The sequence below is a fragment of the Pseudohaemophilus parahaemolyticus genome (genome assembly GCF_938021905.1).
Taxonomy (GTDB): Bacteria; Pseudomonadota; Gammaproteobacteria; order Enterobacterales; family Pasteurellaceae; genus Haemophilus_A; species Haemophilus_A parahaemolyticus_B.
The window spans coordinates 20,749-38,295 of the sequence record NZ_CALIFA010000070.1 but is presented as its reverse complement, the minus strand read 5'-3'; the positions used below and the strand labels follow the sequence as shown (position 1 = coordinate 38,295).

Below are 17,547 nucleotides of genomic sequence, written 5' to 3'. Positions count from 1 at the left end.
AGGAGGAAATATGAAGGAAACTCTCAAAAATAAACTTAAACCATTGTATGAAAAATTATACCAAAAGTTTGGAAATGAATCCTTTGATAGTGAATTATCAGCTTTTTATGTTCATGTAGGTAGCGAATGGAAGCAAAGAAAAGGTATTCTCTTTGTTGGTAAGGCAACGAATGGTTGGAAAAGTGAAAAAGATCAAGATAAATTATTTGCTCATTTTGTGGAAGATAAAGAACCTATAAAATGGGTTGAAGATCAAATTGGTAGCAAAGATAAATATAATACATCTAAATCTGCTTTTTGGCGTGTAATAAGAAAAATTACTTATTTATATTTTTCTGAAAATTGGTATAAAAATATTGCGTGGTCTAATTTATGTAAAGTTGCACCAGCGAATGGGGGTAACCCTTGTAATGATGATTTTTATAAACAACGAGATATTTGTAAAGAAATACTATTAACAGAAATTGATATCTTAAAACCTAAAGCTGTTATTTTATTTACATCAGATTGGAATATATTAGATTTACCTAAAGAATCTAAAATTGCTGAAGAGAAATGGGAAAATACATCATCTATTTTATATAAAGTGAACGGAGTTTATTATATTCATAGTGTTCACCCTCAGGGAAAAAAAGAGTTACCGCATAAAGAAGCAATTAAAAAACTGATTTCTATGATTGAAGATATTTAATAGTATTCTGATGCGACACAAAATGTCGCTTTCTCCCCTAAAATACCTTTCGTCAAAAGACGAAAGGTATTTTTTATGGAGCGATAATATGTCAAACGTAGAAACAATGCAAAAAGAGTATAAGTTAAATTCGCCAACAGTATCAAATTACACCGAAAAAATGATGCTAAAAGTGTTATTTGAACATAAAGGATTAGAAACGCTTTTTGAAGAAGCTCGGTGGAAAAGTGATGAGGTGGCACAAGCATTGGGATTACCCAATAAATTGGAGCAAGAAGAAAAATTACCTGAAATCGTGGCGGAGTTATTAAAACCACGCTACGAAATATTACAGAAGATGCCTACATTTTCTGATGAAAATGGAAAGCAAGTAGAGGAAAATTTAGCTCAATTAGCCTCATTGTTATCGCTTAATGAGGCTGAAATGAGCGTGTTACGTTTGTCGTTACATTTAAAAATTGAAAGTGATTTTTCCTATATATTTAACTTTTTTTCTCCGAAAAGTTTGCCTCAAGCGGTCGAATTTTTAGTGGAATTTCTGAATGTTAGCCGTGATGAACTTCGCCCCGTCTTGAAGAAAAGCAGTAAATTATTTCAATATGGTTTATTACAACGTAGTTATAGTCCAAGTGATGTTGATGATTATGTAGAATGGGGTGATACGCTTGATGCAGATGAATTTACGTTATTACCTTTTGATGAAGAGAAATTACTTAAAAACAGTGTAATTTTAAGTAATCCGCCTAGATTAAATTTGACGCAATTTGAACATATTTTTGATACCCATTTAATGATGCAAAATTATCTGCAACAAGCGGTCGAAAAACAACAAAAAGGTGTTAATTTTTTAATTTATGGCAAACCTGGTACAGGCAAAACAGAATTAGCAGGATTATTGGCTAAAACATTAAATTTAACCGCATACAATATTGCTTATATGGATGAGGATGGAGATGTTATTCGGGCAGAAAAGCGTTTAAATCATTGCCGTATGGCACAAACGTTATTAGGTAGAAATAGCAAAAGTCTATTAATTTTTGATGAAATTGAAGATGTATTTGCAAGTTCATTCTTCGAACGTTCGATTGCTCAGAGAAATAAAGCATGGATGAATCAATTACTTGAAAATAATAGTGTGCCGATGATTTGGATTTCTAATTCAGTAAGCGGAATTGATGAGGCATTCCTACGCCGTTTTGACTTTATTTTAGAAATGCCTGATTTGCCGAGTAGGAATAAAGCGGATCTCATTCGAAATTTAGCAAACGATAAATTATCGGCAGAATATATCCAGCATTTTGCTAAAGAGCAGTCATTAACGCCTGCGATTTTGGATCGTGCGATTAAAGTGGCAAATCAAGTTAATCTGCAAAATAAAACCTTTGCGGAAGTGCTTTTGAGTTTGTTTAATCAAACATTACAATCGCAAGGAAAAGCGAAAATTCAACCGCTTATTAAGGGCAAAATGGCATATGATTTAGATTGGGTTTCTTGCAAGGATGATATTCATCGGCTCAGTGAAGGGTTAAAACGCACCAAAAAAGGGAGGATTTGTTGCTATGGTCCACCAGGAACAGGCAAAACGGCTTGGGCTTCGTGGCTTGCTGAGCAGTTGGATATGCCTTTGTTGCTTAAACAAGGCTCAGATTTACTTGATCCTTATGTGGGCGGGACAGAACAAAAAATTGCAGCGGCTTTTGAGCAAGCAAAATCGGAAAATGGTGTGTTAGTGTTAGATGAAGTCGATAGTTTCCTGTTCTCACGTGATAATGCACAACGGAGCTGGGAGCGTTCGCAGGTGAATGAAATGCTTACCCAAATTGAGCGGTTTGAGGGTTTATTGATTGTTTCTACAAACTTAATGGATATTCTTGATCCTGCAGCATTACGCCGTTTTGATCTTAAATTGAAATTTGATTATCTTAGTGCAATTCAGCGACAAGATTTCGCCAAAAATCAGGCAAAATGTTTAGGCTTGGGTGAGCTCAATGAAGGGGACTTGCATTTCATCGAACGGTTGAATTTGCTTACACCAGGAGATTTTGCGGCGGTTGCTCGCCGTCATCAATTTGTGCCATTTGAAGAGCCAAAAAGCTGGCTCAACGCACTACAAGAAGAGTGCGAAATCAAACCGCAGTATAATCAGACAAGAAGAATTGGGTTTTAGACTGCTTATAACGAACTAGAACCAATCAGAAAACGAGTAATAAAAACGGAGAAAACTATGACAAAACCAATTTGCGTCGTTCTCACGGGTGCGGGCATTAGTGCCGAAAGTGGAATTCCGACTTTCCGTGCCGAAGATGGATTGTGGGCAGGGCATAAAATCGAGGAAGTTTGCACGCCTGAAGCCTTGAAGAAAAATCGTGCGAAAGTGTTGGAATTTTATAACGAACGCCGCCGTAATGCACAAGCCGCACAGCCGAATGCTGCACATTTTGCGTTGGTGGAGCTAGAAAAAGCTTATGAAGTACATATCATCACGCAAAACGTGGATGATTTGCACGAGCGGGCAGGAAGCACCAATGTGTTGCACCTTCACGGCGAATTGAACAAAGCTCGTAGCAGCTTCAATACTGATTACATCGTGCCATGTTTAGGCGATCAGCAATTGGACGACAAAGATAATCACGGGCATCCAATGCGCCCGCATATTATCTTTTTCGGCGAAAACGTACCAATGTTACCGAAAGCGGAAAAATTGGTGAAAAAGGCAGATATTGTGATCGTAATTGGCACATCGTTGCAGGTTTACCCTGCCAATGGTTTAGTAAATGAAGCCCCTTATGACTCACTGGTTTATCTAGTTGATCCAAATCCCAATACGGGTTTCGTCCGCCGTCGGGTGACGGCTATTAAAGAAAAAGCAGGGGAGGGCGTGCCGAAGATAGTGAAGGTGTTGTTGGATAAGGCAATGCCTAAAAACGAATAAGAGCGGTCAAAAAATAAATTCAATTTACAAATAGCGACAGAGATGTCGCTATTTTTTTATTTGAAATTATAGCGACGTGATTTGTCGCTTTAATTGCCATAATTTCTTCGTAAATTAAGACTGCCACAAACGCTTGAGTTTGAACGTTGCTTTAGCAACGGCACGAAGTATGAGCGAAGCGAATAAATTTTCCCTCCCTTTCTTTTGCTAAAGAGGAGATTGGATCGAGGGAACTTTGAATTTTAGTGATTTACTTTTATATCGTTATATCGCTCAAATAATAAATAAGCCAGCCGTTATTAATTTATTAAAGAATCCCCTCTTTAGCAAAGAGGGGTGGGGGAGATTTGGCAGAATAAAAAACGAAGAAATTACTTCTTACATCACTCAAAAACCAATAATAAACAAGAGGCATATTTATGGTGAAAGATCCACTTTTACCTGACGCAAAAAAATTTATTTTAGAAACCAAACAAACATCAATTTCTGCTTTGCAACGCCATTTACGAATCGGTTTTATGCGTGCCACAAGAATGATGGAACAGCTGGAGAAAGAAGGCTTTGTTTCTAAAGCGGATAAATATTTAAAACGAGAAATATTAGGAGATAAATGATGGGAAGATCACTTTTACACCAAATGGTCTTGAAATATTTTGTTTATTCTAGTTTGGATGAAGAATATCAATTAAATATTATCTATCATAAAGATTATATTGAAATGCGTTCTCCATTATGGGATAAACATTTAACACTTTGCTTTTCTAAATATAGGGAGGATTGGTGTATTAATATGCCTTTTGAAAAAGAAGGGGAAATTATTGATTTTATGTTTGATATTGATAGTTCCGTTGCTTATTGTGAAAAAGGTTATTATTGCCGGTTATGTGAAGATAAAAAATATTTTAATTCTGTAGAAGAATTAATTTACGATGAATTATTTAAACCCATTATTCAAGATCTAACCAAAGGAGAATATGAAAAGAAAATTATCTTTGGCGATGGTTGGGCACAATTTGTGAAAGAGGAATAAAGATGAAAAACGATCTTAATTACGCCGTAGAATTAATTCAAAAAGCCGACGGCATCTTAATTACCGCAGGGGCGGGCATGAGCGTGGATTCTGGCTTGCCGGATTTCCGTAGCGTGGGCGGATTTTGGAATGCTTACCCAATGTTTCGTGAGCATAACATCAATTTTGAAGACATTGCCACACCGCTTGCCTATCAGCGAAATCCCGATCTGGCTTATTGGTTCTATGGGCATCGGCTGGTGCAATATCGCAATGCAGTGCCGCACGAAGGGTATCAAATTTTAAAACGTTGGGCGGAGGCAAAACCACACGGCTATTTTGTCTTTACCAGCAATGTGGATGGGCATTTCCAAAAAGCAGGGTTTGAAGAAAGCCGTGTGTATGAAGTTCACGGCACATTGGAGCGGCAGCAATGTGTAGAAAATTGCCGTGGATTAAGCTGGCAAGCGGTCGATTTCCACCCTGAAGTGGACAATGAAAAATTGTATCTCACCAGTGAAAAACCACGTTGCCCTTATTGTGGCGGTTTGGCGCGCCAAAACGTGTTGATGTTTAACGATTGGACGTATTCCAGCAATTATCAAGATTTCAAAAAATTGCGACTCGATGCCTGGTTGAAAGAGGTTCAAAATTTAGTGGTGATTGAACTGGGGGCAGGCAAAGCCATTCCAACGGTGCGATATTTTTCCGAACGCACGGCAAAAATGAAAAAAGGCGGCTTTATTCGCATCAATCCTCAAGATGCAGGCGTGCCGAAAATGCATTTTTTAAGCCTAGAAATGACCGCATTTGCGGCATTAAAAGCGATTGATGAATTACTTTAACAATAAAATAGCGGTCGAAAAATGGAAAATTTTTGCGAAATTAGTTCCCGCCAACAGGCGGGAAAAAATAAAAGACATAATCAAGATGTATTATTTAATGGCGAAGATGTTTTTCAATATGTGTTTAAAAAGCCTGAAAAATGTATCGAAACCCGACCGCACTTTATTATTGGCGTGGCGGATGGCGTTTATAATAGCACACGCCCAGCCAAAGCGAGTAAAGTAGTGATGGAAGCGTTAAAAGAAATTGATTCATTAAGCCGTGAAACCATTATTTATTTACAAGATAAATTATCAGAAGCACTTGCAGATAATTATTTTGGCTCAGCAACTACTTTTGTGGGCGCAGAAATAAATCAACAGGAACGTAAAGCTAAAATATTAAGCGTAGGAGACAGTGTGCTTATTTAATTTCTAAAGAAGGCAAATGGCAACAAATTACCGAAGATCATTCAGTGCTTTCTGAACTATTAGAAGAAAATCAAAATCCTGATGATTACGCTACGATTTATGGTGGTGTTTGTTCTTGCTTGGTTGCTGATAATTCCGAATTTAAAGATAAAATATTTTTTAAGGAGATTGAAATAAAAGAAGGGGAAACGCTTTTACTGTGTACTGATGGTTTAACGGATGATTTAAGTCTTTATAAATTAGAGGATATTTGGGAGTGGAAAGGTGATGTGTTAGATAAATTGAGACTGTATCAGATTGAAGTGAAGAATCCTTTGTTTTATGATGATTTGTCTATGATTATTGCTCATATTTAGGGTAAGATATTCGAGAAATTACAAGGTGGAAAAATTTATGGAAAACGTTAAAGCAGAAGCTCTTTCAGTGAAAAGTATTTTGGATAAATCACTATCAATTCCTGACTATCAACGCCCTTATAAATGGCAGACTAAACAAGTCCAACAGTTACTTGAAGATCTGTTATTTCATTATAAAAATAAACAAGATTACCGTATTGGCACTGTGATTGTTCATCATCAAGGAAGTTCTTTTGATATAGTTGATGGTCAGCAGCGAATTACATCGTTGCTACTTATTTTAAAACAATTAGATAAATCTATTGATAGCTTTTCATCTAATTTAGTTTATGAACATAGAGTTAGTCATAATAATATTATTAATAATCTTTCATTTATTGATAGTTTTCTAAGTCAAGTTAGTAATTTGGATAATGTACATTTTAGCGAATATATTCTTAATACTTGTCAGATGGTATACATTGAATTGAAAGATTTAGATGAGGCATTTCAATTCTTTGATTCTCAAAATTCAAGAGGAAAGAGCTTAGAACCTTATGATTTATTAAAGGCATACCATTTGCGGGCGATACCAAATGATGAGCCAGAAATGCTCACTTATGTAGAAAATTGGGAAGAGGCAGCTTCTGGATTAGATGAAGAAAAGAAAGATCTTGGTTTTATCATTAACTTAATGCTGTTTAAATTAAGACGTTGGCAAAAATACAAAGATGGATCTGTTTTTACCACAGATCAACTTGATACGTTCAAAGGTGTAGATGAAAGTCAATACTATCCTTATCTTACACCAATTAAGGCAGGGCAAGCACTGTATCAACAAAGTAAACAGAATCCATTTATGTATAGAGATGAATATAGCAAAATACCTTTTTCTATTAGCCAGCCAATCGTTAATGGGAGATTATTTTTCCAATATATTCAACATTATTGCAATCTTTATGATGAACTTTTTAATAAATCATCAGGAAAGTTAAAACAGATAATTATTGAAAATAAAAATGTTTTAGAGCTACTCAATTATGCTAAAAGCGGAAGAACAGGAGATGTTTATGTTCGCCGTTTATTTCAAGCTGTCGTGCTGTATTACTATGACAAATTTGGTGATTGCGATCTCAATATTGCGGTACGGCAAATTTTGAAATGGGCATATCGCATAAGAATTGAGCAAGATAGTGTAAGAGTTGAAACTATTGAGAACACAGCGAAAGATGAAAATGGTTTATTGCATTATATTGATCAAATACTTCACTCTAAAGAAATGCTTAGTTACAAAGTTGAAGATTTAAAGAGCAAAAAAAGAGTACAAGAAGTTGGTCATATTTGTGAACTATTTGGAATAACAAAGGAGTAAGAAATGAGTAATGTTGAAGATAAGATTGAGTATTTTTCAATTAGAGATGTATTGGATGCTAAAAATGGACATTATATTATTCCAATTTACCAGAGAAATTACTCTTGGGGAAAAATAGAAATTGAGCAATTAATTGATGATATTTGTAATGCAGCAATCACACAATATGAGAAAAATTACTATATCGGAAGTTTAGTTGTTTATAGAAGAAAAAATGGTAACTATGAGGTTATTGATGGTCAGCAGAGATTAACAACATTAACTATATTACATTCAGTTTTGAGAAGAAACCTTGGATTATCTTCGGAATTTCCTAATTTGGGTGGAAATCTTTCTTTTGAACATCGTGATCAATCTAGGAAGCAACTAGATAAGTTATTTTCTAATGAAATTGATATTGATAAAGTTGATAAAATTTCAGAGGCTTATCATATTATCAATGATAAGTTGAGTTCTTCTAAAGAACTAGATTGGAATAAGTTTAAGAACTTTTTATTTAATAAAGTACAAATCTTGAGAACCGAGGTTCTTCCTAACACAGATCTTAATCATTATTTTGAGATTATGAATAGTCGTGGAGAGCAGCTTGAAAAGCACGAGGTTCTAAAGGCTCAATTTATGAGTGAATTTCAAATAGAAGAAGAAAGAAAGCTATTTTCTATCATTTGGGACGCTTGTTCTGATATGGATCGCAGTGTCGTAATGGGCTTTGATATGCCACTTAGAAAAGAGCTATTTTTCAGTAGCTCAGATGATAAACGAGAGGAATTTAATTATTCCATGGATTTTACTAGCTTAATGACAAGTTTTAAGAATGTTTATAAGGAAAAATCAGATAGAGATGCAAATTTTCAGAATTTAGGTAATGATGGGGCTGATTCAACCTCAACAGGTGAAAGAACAAATCAATTATTGGATATTTTATCTAAGCGACAAGATTATCTTAACAGTGAAAAAGATAAAGATGATAAAGATGTAAATACTCGTAGTATTATTGATTTTTCTAATTTCTTAATGCAATCGCTTAGATTGTATAAAAAAGACACATCAATCAGTCTAGATGATAAGAAAATCATTAAGTATTTCAACGATAATATTAAAGGTTTATATGAGATTAAAGATTTCATTGTATTTTTACTAAAAGTAAGAATTTGTTTTGATAAACACATCATTAAATACACACAATCTAGTTATGATGACTGGTCTTTAATGATGCCTAATATAGGTAAAAGAAATAATTCTACTTATATATATTACGTGAATACATTTGATGATCAAGAAAAACAAAATGAAATCGTGTTGCTACTTTCTATGTTTCAGACTATTTATACACAAAGAAACAATAAGAATTGGTTATATGATATTCTTTGTTGGTTTAGAGATGAAGATTGGACGTTAGATAGTGAAAGTAGTTATATCAAAGAATTACAAAATTTAGCGGAAAAGTATGCAGACGCTAAAAACGATAATCTTGATGTAGGCACAGGTGTTAAACATTTTATTTTCAACTATTTAGATTATTTGATTTATACAAAATTTAAGACAGAAGGTTTAAATGATTCTTTGCCTTGTGATGGCAAACGCATAGAGGATAATCGATTAGGTAAGTATTTCGATAATTTCAAATTTTCATATAGAAGTTCTATTGAGCATTGCTATCCACAGAATTTGAATAAAGAGCATTATTTAGGAAAATGGGCTGATAATGTAGAGATTATTGATACATTTGGAAATCTTTGTTTGATAGAACCAGAGTTTAACTCATCTTTATCGGATAATAGTATTAACTTAAAGCGAGCAAAACTCATTGAATTGTTAGAGAAAAATGATAAGCGTTCGGCTAGCTTAAAACAGGTCATTATGCTTATGTATAATGATGATTGTTGGAAGTCTGAAAACGCAAAAGAGACGATTAGGGAACATCGAGAAAAAATGTTTAAGCTCTTAGGAAAAGAGCATTAATCTTCAGCCTAAAATAGATAAAATATTTAAGGCTTTTTATAATGACACAAAATGTCGCATGACCATTTAAAATTACCACATCAAAAACATAAAGGAACTCACTATGCCAATACTCATTTACACTATCGGCGATTATTTCGCGATGAAAAGAAAAGATTTCTATATGGTTACGTTTAAGAATGCGGATCAAGCAAATTGGAGAAATTTACCTGAGCGAGAAATGATATGGAATTGGTTTAAAGAAAATTTACCCAATACAACAATTTTCCCTGTTGCGGAATATGCTTAACCTGGCTTGTTAAGGGGAGAATATCGGGGGGCAATCGGGATTGAGTTTGATGATAAATCTTTAGCAAAATTTGTTGAACGTTGGGAAGATGGTAATGATCAATCTATTGATCCTCGTTTTCAGTGCTATTTTCTTTCGCTTGAAGATTATATAAGACAGATGGGCGAAGATATTTTAGATTTTGATTATGACAATATTTAGGCGTAGATTTTGTTAATTTTGCGATCTAGCTCGAAAAATTAACCGCTTGTACTTGCCGAACTTCTGAAAATTGAGTAGGGTAGATATGTTTTTATTTACAGGTGAGTTTATGGATAATCAAATTCAAATTTATCAATCAGAAGATGGGCAAGTTTCTTTACAGGTTTCGTTGGAAAATGAGACGGTTTGGCTTAATCAATCGCAAATGGCAATGCTATTTGATACGAGCATGGATAACATCAGTTTACACTTAAGAAATATTTATTCAGATGGTGAACTTGATGAAAATCTAACCACCGAGGATTTCTCGGTAGTTCGTCAAGAAGGAAAACGCCAGGTTAAGCGTACGCTTAAACATTACAATTTAGATGCTATTATTTCTGTAGGTTATCGCATTAGTTCTAAACGTGCGACACAATTCCGCCAATGGGCAACGAATGTATTAAAGCAGTTTTTAGTGCAAGGCTATGCCTTGAATCACCGCCGCTTGCAGGAAAAAGGCGTAGAATTTAACCAAGCACTGAGTTTGTTAAGTCAAACTTTAGTGAATCAATCCCTGATTTCAGAAGATGGCAGAGCGGTTATTTCTGTGGTGCAAGATTATGCGAAAACATGGAGTTTATTGCAGGCGTATGATGAACAAAGCCTGAAAGAAATTGCGTTGAAGCAACAGAATATGCAGGCGTTGATTTTTGATGATGTTTTGAAGGCGATAACAGAACTAAAACAAGAATTGATAGCAAAAGGCGAAGCCACTGAATTATTTGGGCAATTACGCAGCGATGGGCTGGCTTCTGCGATTGCGACGATTGAGCAAGGTTTTGGTGATGAGTTGTTTTATCCGAATATAGCGAGCCGTGCTGCACATCTTTTGTATTTTGTGATCAAAAATCACTCACTTGCAGATGGCAATAAGCGTACAGGTTCTTTCCTGTTTTTATGGTATTTGCATTTGAATCAGCATTTATTGGCAAAGCCTGTTGAGCGGTTAATCAATGAGAATACATTGGTTGCACTTGCCTTGTTAGTGGCAGAAAGTTTGCCTGAGCAGAAAGAATTGATGATTAAGTTGGTTGAGCATTTTGTTGAGATGAAAGATTAACCTTCTTTTTTACCTGTCAAAAATTTCCCCCTATTTATAGCGACACCATTTGTCGCTTCTTCCCTTATTCTATTCACATCAAGAAAACAACACGAGGTATTTATGAAAAAGATCCTTTATTTAGATATGGATAATGTATTGGTGGATTTTCCGTCTGGTATCGCTCAATTAGATGAGCAAACTTTGCAAGAATATGTGGGGCGTTATGATGAGGTGGAGGGGATTTTTGCCTTGATGAAGCCGATGGAAGGGGCGTTGGAAGCGGTAGATGTATTAGCGAAAAAATACGATCTCTATGTGCTTTCCACTTCGCCTTGGGATAATCCTTCGGCGTGGCGAGATAAATTGGAGTGGATTCAGCGTTATTTTGGTAAAGATGCCTCTTCGCCACTTTATAAGCGGTTGATTTTATCTCATCACAAAAATCTGAATGCGGGAGATTATTTGGTTGATGATCGTCTGAAGAATGGAGCTGATAAATTTGGCGGTGAACATATTCATTTTGGTACGGAACGTTTTCCTGATTGGGCTGCTGTGGTGGCATATTTGATGGAGAAAAGTGATGAGTAATGGTTATTATGTTTATGTGCTGATTAATCCGAGAAATAACCAAATTATTTGTATTGATAAAGGTATTGGTAATAATTAACTTATTTTGGGGTTGAATGAAAGCGTAATCAGAAACTGCTTCCAATGTTTTTATTTGAGTATCCTGAATGTCAAAAATTAGTTAAGCCAGGTGTTTTCCCTGATTATTTTATTTTGAAACAGGGATTAATTGAAGATGAAGCTAATTTATTAGTTGAGCCTTATAAATCTACTGGAAATGATAGGAAAGATTATCAAGTTAATATTTTACCTTTCTTAAAAGATTTCTGTGGTGAGCAACATTTGTTTTGTTATGATGATGTGTTGCTTGAGAACAATCTCTGTTTAGCTGTAAATAAATTAGAAATGGATATTAAAGAGAGCGGAAGTATTTAAGCTAAAAACAAAGCCACCTCTGGTGGCTTTTTAGCATATTTATTAACGCAAAAATGCGGGGATATTTTTCTCATATTCTGCGATTTTATCTTCATGCTGAAGAGTTAAACCGATATTGTCTAAGCCTTCGAGCAAGCAGTGGCGACGGAATTCATCGAGCTCAAAGTGGTAAACTTTATCGCCAGTAGTCACGGTCATTGCTTCTAAATCCACATCAATTTGTTTGCCTTCATTTGCCCATACCCATTGGAAAATCTCTTCTACTTCTTCTTCGCTTAAGCGAATCGGTAGCATATGGTTATTCAAGCTATTGTTATAGAAAATATCTGCAAAACTTGGTGCAATCATTACTTTAAAACCGTAATCTGCTAACGCCCAAGGTGCGTGCTCACGTGATGAGCCGCAACCTAAATTTTTACGGGCAAGTAAGATTTTTGCACCTTGATATTGCGGATAGTTCAACACAAAATCTGGATTTGGCTTTGTGCCTTCTGCATCTAAATAACGCCATTCATGGAAAAGATGTTTCCCAAAGCCCACTCGGGTAATGGCTTGTAAGAATTGTTTTGGGATGATTGCATCGGTATCCACATTTGCTGCATCAAGAGGCACGACTAAGCCTGAAAGTTGTTTGAAACCTGCCATTATTTTATCCTTATTAATTTAATGCCACTTGGCGAATATCTACAAATTTACCGAACATTGCGGCGGCGGCTGCCATTGCTGGGCTTACTAAGTGCGTGCGACCATTACGACCTTGGCGACCCTCGAAGTTACGGTTAGAAGTTGAAGCACAACGTTCCCACTCACCTAAGCGGTCATCGTTCATCCCTAAGCACATCGAGCAACCTGGGTTACGCCATTCTGCACCTGCTTCGATAAAGATTTTGTCTAATCCCTCTTTTTCCGCTTGCTCTTTTACTAAGCCTGAACCTGGCACAACAAGCACACGTTTGACATTATCCGCCTTTTTACGCCCTTTCATCACTGCAGCTGCTGCACGTAAATCTTCAATACGAGAGTTAGTGCAAGAACCGATAAAGACTTGATCGACAGGAATTTCTTTAAGATCGGTATTTGGCTCAAGACCGATATAGGCTAGTGCTTTTTCTGCAGAGGCTTTTGTGACAGGATCTGCCATCTCTTCAGGATTTGGTACAACTTGGTCGATGCCAATGACTTGACCAGGGTTTGTTCCCCAAGTTACTTGTGGAGCGATGTCTTTTGCTTCCAACACAACAACAGTGTCAAATTGTGCATCATCATCTGATTTTAAGGTTTTCCAATATTCAACTGCATCATCCCAATCTTTGCCTTGTGGCGCATGTGGACGATTTTTTAAGTAGGAAAAAGTAGTCTCATCTGGTGCGATTAAGCCTGCTTTAGCACCCAACTCAATCGCCATATTGCACACTGTCATACGACCTTCCATTGATAGATCGCGGATAGCTTCACCGCAAAATTCTACAACGTGCCCTGTACCGCCTGCCATCGAGGTTTTACCGATAATCGCAAGCACAATATCTTTTGCCGTAATGCCTGGGTTTACTTTACCACGTACTTCAATTTTCATACTTTTCGCACGGGCTTGTTTTAAGGTTTGAGTGGCTAACACGTGTTCCACTTCAGAGGTACCAATACCGAACGCCAATGCTCCAAATGCCCCGTGAGTTGCAGTGTGAGAGTCACCACACACAATCGTCATCCCTGGAAGGGTTAAGCCTTGCTCTGGTCCCATTACATGCACGATACCTTGTTCTTTTGTGCTCATATCGAACAATTGAATGCCTGTTGTTTTCGTATTTTTTGCCAGTTCCAGAACTTGGATCTTCGCCTGACCTTCAAGTTTGTTTACATCACGCACTTGGGTAGAAATACTGTGATCCATCGTTCCAAATGTTTTGCCTACTTGGCGAACTTGACGCCCTGCTACGCGTAAGCCATCAAATGCCTGTGGACTGGTTACTTCGTGAATAAGATGACGGTTGATATAAAGAATCGGCGTTTCGCCTTCGGCTTCATAAACAACGTGTGCATCGAAAAGTTTTTCGTATAGTGTTTTTGCCATAATAAATTCCAACTCAAAATAAAATCGAATAGAGCGATTGCAAAAATTTCGCTTTTTTAACCGCTTGTCTGAAAACGCTTTAACTATAACGGTTAGATAAATGAAAGTAAAATGCTAATTTAATGAGAATAGACGATTTTTATGCTAGTAAAAAAGCCTAAAACGAGGGATTTTAGGCTTTTAGCAGAATAAAATATTAGAACTAAAAACAGACTCAGAGGGTTATCTAGCAATTTCACTGCTTTATAGGGTAATTTACTTGGAAGGTTTTTCGTCTGTTTTTGGATTAAAAGGGAAAAGCTATCAATTTTTAATTAAATCCATAACCATCCCCACCAAACAAGCGGTCGATTTTTCGGAAAATCTTGCAGAAACAGGCACATACCACCAATTTTCTTGGGCGAAGGCTTTGCATTTTACGGCATCTTTTTCGGTCATCATAAGCGGGAGATTTTGACTGAGCTTTGGCACAATCATTTCAGCGGTAAAGGCTTGGTGATCGGCAAAACTGAATGTATCCGCAAGTGGAATGCCAAGCCCTTTGAGCATATTAAAGAAACGAGGTGGGTAGCCAATGCCAGCAAGAGCGTAAACAGGTTGGGTAAATTCGCTGAGTTTGCGTTTTTCACCCGTTTTAAGGTTAATCGCAAAATCGGGTTCGAGGTGCATTGCGTGTTCACCTGCATTTGCATTTTTCCCGTTACAAATGACCGCTTGCACCTGCTTTAATCGACTTGGCAATTCACGCAATCCGCCTGCTGGGAGCACGAAACCGTTACCAAATCGGCGTTCTCCATCAACTACCACCCATTCCATATCTCGCTCAAGAGCGTAATGTTGCAAACCGTCGTCAGTGACGATCAAATCAAGCTCAAACTGGCTTAACAGCAGTTCAATGCTTTGTTGGCGGTTTGGTGAAATTGCCACAGGTGCGTTGGTGCGTTGTGCGATTAGCACGGGTTCATCGCCCATCAATTTTGGATTGCTTTCTGGCGTAACCAGCTGCGGATAAACCTTATTTTCCCCACCATAACCACGAGAAATCACGCCCACTTTCACGCCTTTTTTCTGCAGTTGCTCTACCAGCCAAATCACAAGCGGGGTTTTGCCGTTCCCTCCCACAGAAATATTGCCAATCACCAAAACAGGCACAGACGAGCGGTAGGATTTAAGGATTTTTTTGCGATAAAGGGCAATGCGGATTTGGCTAATCAACCAAAAGAGCAACGAAAATGGGGCGAGTAGCCAAGTGATAATTGAGGTTTTTTGCCAGAGTTTCATTTTGCGTTTATGAAATAAGAGTGGTCTGGGCGTGTTGAACACACCCCGACAATGCGATTAGCTAGTAATCTTTGTTACATCAAACAACTTTTCTAATTGTGTAGTCAGCAATGAAATTGCTCGGGTACTTTGAAGTTTAAGATTAAGTGTTAATATCTGTTCACTTTTTTGAGCGTTTAAATCCAATACTTCAAAGCCACGGTGACGTACTACACGAAGCAGACGTTCTAACGTTTCAGGACGAGCATTCGCTTCAATGGTTAAATTATATTGCTGCATTTTATTCTCCCTCCAACATATCGGTGTTGCAAGCACCTGGTGGCACTAACGGCCAAACATTGCTTTCTTCTGGAATGCATACTTGCAGTAAATATGCGCCTTCAGCGTTTAACAAGCGGTCTAATGCACCAGAAACTTCGCTGGCTTTTTCAATGCGTTCAGCAGGAATACCAAAAGCATTAGCAAGCATGACGAAATCAGGGTTGTCATCTAAAATTGTTTCGCTATGGCGTGCTTTGAAGAAGAGTGATTGCCATTGTCGAACCATGCCCAAACGTTGGTTATCAAGCAACAACATTTTAATTGGTAATTGACCGCGTTTAATTGAGCCAAGCTCTTGAATGTTCATCATAAATGAGCCATCACCGGTGATTAAAATTACAGGATCCTGCGGGCGAGCTTTTGCTACACCAACTGCTGCAGGCAAACCAAAGCCCATCGTGCCAAAGCCTGCTGAAGTGATGTAATTTTCAGGTGCAAAGTGGCGGATATGTTGAGCTGACCACATTTGGTGTTGTCCTACATCGGTGGTAATGACGGCATTTTCTGATTTGCGTTCAGAAAGGGTGTTCAATAATGCGTAAGGATCAATATCGCCTTCGCCAGCGTTGTCGTTGTAGTCAAAATCGTGGGCAGATTTGAGTGCTTTTACTCGCCCACGCCATTCATCAATATCAAGTGGATGAGCTAAAATATTGACCGCTTCTGCCATATCGCCTTTGAGTGCCACGTGAGCTTGGCGAAGCTTGTTGATTTCAGCTGCATCAATATCAATATGGATCACTTTTGCATGTGGGGCGAAGGTGTCTAATTTGCCTGTTACGCGGTCGTCAAAACGTGCACCGCAAGCGATCAATAGATCGCACTCTTGTACCGCATAGTTTGCCGCTTTTGTGCCGTGCATTCCGATCATTCCCATATAAAGTGGATGATGAGGTGGGATCGTGCCAAGTCCTTTAAGGGTTGAAACAGACGGAATATTTGCAATTTCAATGAAATTTCTGACCGCTTGCACAGCTGTTGCCATCCCTACCCCACCGCCAACATAAAGCACGGGTTTCTTCGCATTAGCGAGCATGGCTTTTGCTTCAGTTAATGCAGTTGGATCTTGCTGAGGAGCAGGATCTTTTGGGTAAACAATCGGTTTAAGCGAAGTTTCCGATACTTGTACATCTTTTGGAATATCAATTAACACGGGGCCTGGTCTGCCACTTTGAGCAATTTTAAATGCTTGAGCGATGATTTCAGGCAGTTCATCAATGTTCTGCACAATAAAGCTGTGTTTAGTGCAAGCAAGCGAAAGTCCTAACACATCTGCTTCTTGGAAAGCATCTGTCCCGATAAGCGGATTAGCGACTTGCCCTGTAATAGCAACCACAGGAATAGAATCAGCAAACGCATCACCTAAACCTGTTACTAAATTGGTTGCTCCTGGTCCAGAGGTAGCGATACAAACCCCCACTTTGCCTGTTGAGCGTGCATAACCAATGGCTGCCATGGCTGCCCCTTGTTCGTTACGGCAAAGAAGATGATCTAATCCTGAATCATAAATTGCATCATAAGTTGGCATAATTGCCCCGCCAGGGTAGCCAAAAAGATGCGTTACTTGATGTGCTTTCAAACACTCAATCACTAAATTTGCACCGTTCATTAAAATGTTGTGTCCTTTTGTTTTGTTTAATGAGTAGTAGCGGTAATAGATAACATAAAACCAAGAGCTTTTGAATTAAATTTATGAAAAAAATGAGATTTTATTGAAATAGGAAAACAAGTGGTTAATTTTTCT

Annotated in this window: 17 protein-coding genes and 2 pseudogenes; 14 read left to right on the top strand and 5 right to left on the bottom strand. The window is 37.4% G+C overall.

The window, feature by feature from the left end:
- Positions 1-10 precede the first annotated feature (10 nt).
- From QMF79_RS07535 to QMF79_RS07470, 14 genes and pseudogenes are all read left to right on the top strand, one after another.
- On the top strand, positions 11-691 hold the full coding sequence (locus tag QMF79_RS07535; RefSeq protein ID WP_281773348.1) for a hypothetical protein: 681 nt from the start codon (positions 11-13) through the stop codon (positions 689-691).
- Positions 692-779: 88 nt separating this feature from the next.
- On the top strand, positions 780-2,858 hold the full coding sequence (locus tag QMF79_RS07530) for an AAA family ATPase (RefSeq protein ID WP_281773347.1): 2,079 nt from the start codon (positions 780-782) through the stop codon (positions 2,856-2,858).
- 57 nt (positions 2,859-2,915) lie between these two features.
- Positions 2,916-3,623, top strand: coding sequence for a Sir2 family NAD-dependent protein deacetylase (locus QMF79_RS07525; RefSeq protein ID WP_281773346.1), 708 nt, complete (start codon positions 2,916-2,918; stop codon positions 3,621-3,623).
- A 419-nt stretch (positions 3,624-4,042) separates the two neighbouring features.
- Positions 4,043-4,237 (top strand): DNA translocase FtsK, encoded by a 195-nt coding sequence (locus tag QMF79_RS07520; protein WP_281773345.1) that lies wholly within the window; start codon positions 4,043-4,045, stop codon positions 4,235-4,237.
- On the top strand, positions 4,234-4,653 hold the full coding sequence (locus QMF79_RS07515; RefSeq protein ID WP_281773344.1) for a hypothetical protein: 420 nt from the start codon (positions 4,234-4,236) through the stop codon (positions 4,651-4,653). The genes QMF79_RS07520 and QMF79_RS07515 overlap by 4 nt, the downstream gene beginning before the upstream one ends.
- 2 nt (positions 4,654-4,655) lie before the next feature.
- A complete protein-coding gene (locus tag QMF79_RS07510) occupies positions 4,656-5,477 on the top strand; it encodes an SIR2 family NAD-dependent protein deacylase (protein WP_281773343.1) in 822 nt (273 codons plus the stop codon).
- A gap of 21 nt (positions 5,478-5,498) precedes the next feature.
- A pseudogene (locus tag QMF79_RS07505) lies at positions 5,499-6,244 on the top strand (PP2C family protein-serine/threonine phosphatase).
- Positions 6,245-6,281: 37 nt separating this feature from the next.
- Positions 6,282-7,595 carry a DUF262 domain-containing protein gene (locus QMF79_RS07500; RefSeq protein WP_281773342.1) on the top strand — a complete coding sequence of 438 codons (1,314 nt, stop codon included), beginning with the start codon at positions 6,282-6,284 and terminating at the stop codon, positions 7,593-7,595.
- A 3-nt stretch (positions 7,596-7,598) separates the two neighbouring features.
- Complete coding sequence (locus QMF79_RS07495; protein ID WP_281773341.1) at positions 7,599-9,557, top strand: DUF262 domain-containing protein; 1,959 nt, start codon at positions 7,599-7,601, stop codon at positions 9,555-9,557.
- A 103-nt stretch (positions 9,558-9,660) separates the two neighbouring features.
- Positions 9,661-9,846, top strand: a complete 186-nt coding sequence (locus QMF79_RS07490) for a hypothetical protein (RefSeq protein ID WP_281773340.1) — start codon at positions 9,661-9,663, stop codon at positions 9,844-9,846.
- Between the two features lie 6 nt (positions 9,847-9,852).
- Entirely contained in the window at positions 9,853-10,047 is a 195-nt protein-coding gene (locus tag QMF79_RS07485) for a hypothetical protein (protein ID WP_281773339.1), read from the top strand.
- Between the two features lie 109 nt (positions 10,048-10,156).
- On the top strand, positions 10,157-11,149 hold the full coding sequence (rhuM, locus tag QMF79_RS07480; RefSeq protein WP_281773402.1) for a virulence protein RhuM/Fic/DOC family protein: 993 nt from the start codon (positions 10,157-10,159) through the stop codon (positions 11,147-11,149).
- A 102-nt stretch (positions 11,150-11,251) separates the two neighbouring features.
- Positions 11,252-11,698, top strand: a pseudogene (locus QMF79_RS07475) (5' nucleotidase, NT5C type); the annotation flags it as partial.
- Positions 11,699-11,842: 144 nt separating this feature from the next.
- Positions 11,843-12,133 (top strand): hypothetical protein, encoded by a 291-nt coding sequence (locus tag QMF79_RS07470; RefSeq protein WP_111312416.1) that lies wholly within the window; start codon positions 11,843-11,845, stop codon positions 12,131-12,133.
- A gap of 42 nt (positions 12,134-12,175) precedes the next feature.
- On the opposite strand, the gene leuD is transcribed toward QMF79_RS07470, so the two are convergent.
- The 5 genes from leuD to ilvG form a co-directional block, all read right to left on the bottom strand.
- Positions 12,176-12,778, bottom strand: a complete 603-nt coding sequence (leuD, locus tag QMF79_RS07465) for a 3-isopropylmalate dehydratase small subunit (protein WP_005706526.1) — start codon at positions 12,776-12,778, stop codon at positions 12,176-12,178.
- A gap of 13 nt (positions 12,779-12,791) precedes the next feature.
- Positions 12,792-14,201 (bottom strand): 3-isopropylmalate dehydratase large subunit, encoded by a 1,410-nt coding sequence (gene leuC, locus QMF79_RS07460; RefSeq protein ID WP_281773337.1) that lies wholly within the window; start codon positions 14,199-14,201, stop codon positions 12,792-12,794.
- Between the two features lie 303 nt (positions 14,202-14,504).
- On the bottom strand, positions 14,505-15,482 hold the full coding sequence (gene lpxK, locus QMF79_RS07455; protein ID WP_281773336.1) for a tetraacyldisaccharide 4'-kinase: 978 nt from the start codon (positions 15,480-15,482) through the stop codon (positions 14,505-14,507).
- Between the two features lie 57 nt (positions 15,483-15,539).
- A complete protein-coding gene (gene ilvM, locus QMF79_RS07450; RefSeq protein ID WP_119223272.1) occupies positions 15,540-15,761 on the bottom strand; it encodes an acetolactate synthase 2 small subunit in 222 nt (73 codons plus the stop codon).
- A gap of 1 nt (position 15,762) precedes the next feature.
- The gene (ilvG, locus tag QMF79_RS07445) at positions 15,763-17,412 is read right to left on the bottom strand and encodes an acetolactate synthase 2 catalytic subunit (RefSeq protein ID WP_281773335.1); all 1,650 of its coding nucleotides are present in this window, start codon (positions 17,410-17,412) and stop codon (positions 15,763-15,765) included.
- Positions 17,413-17,547: the final 135 nt, after the last annotated feature.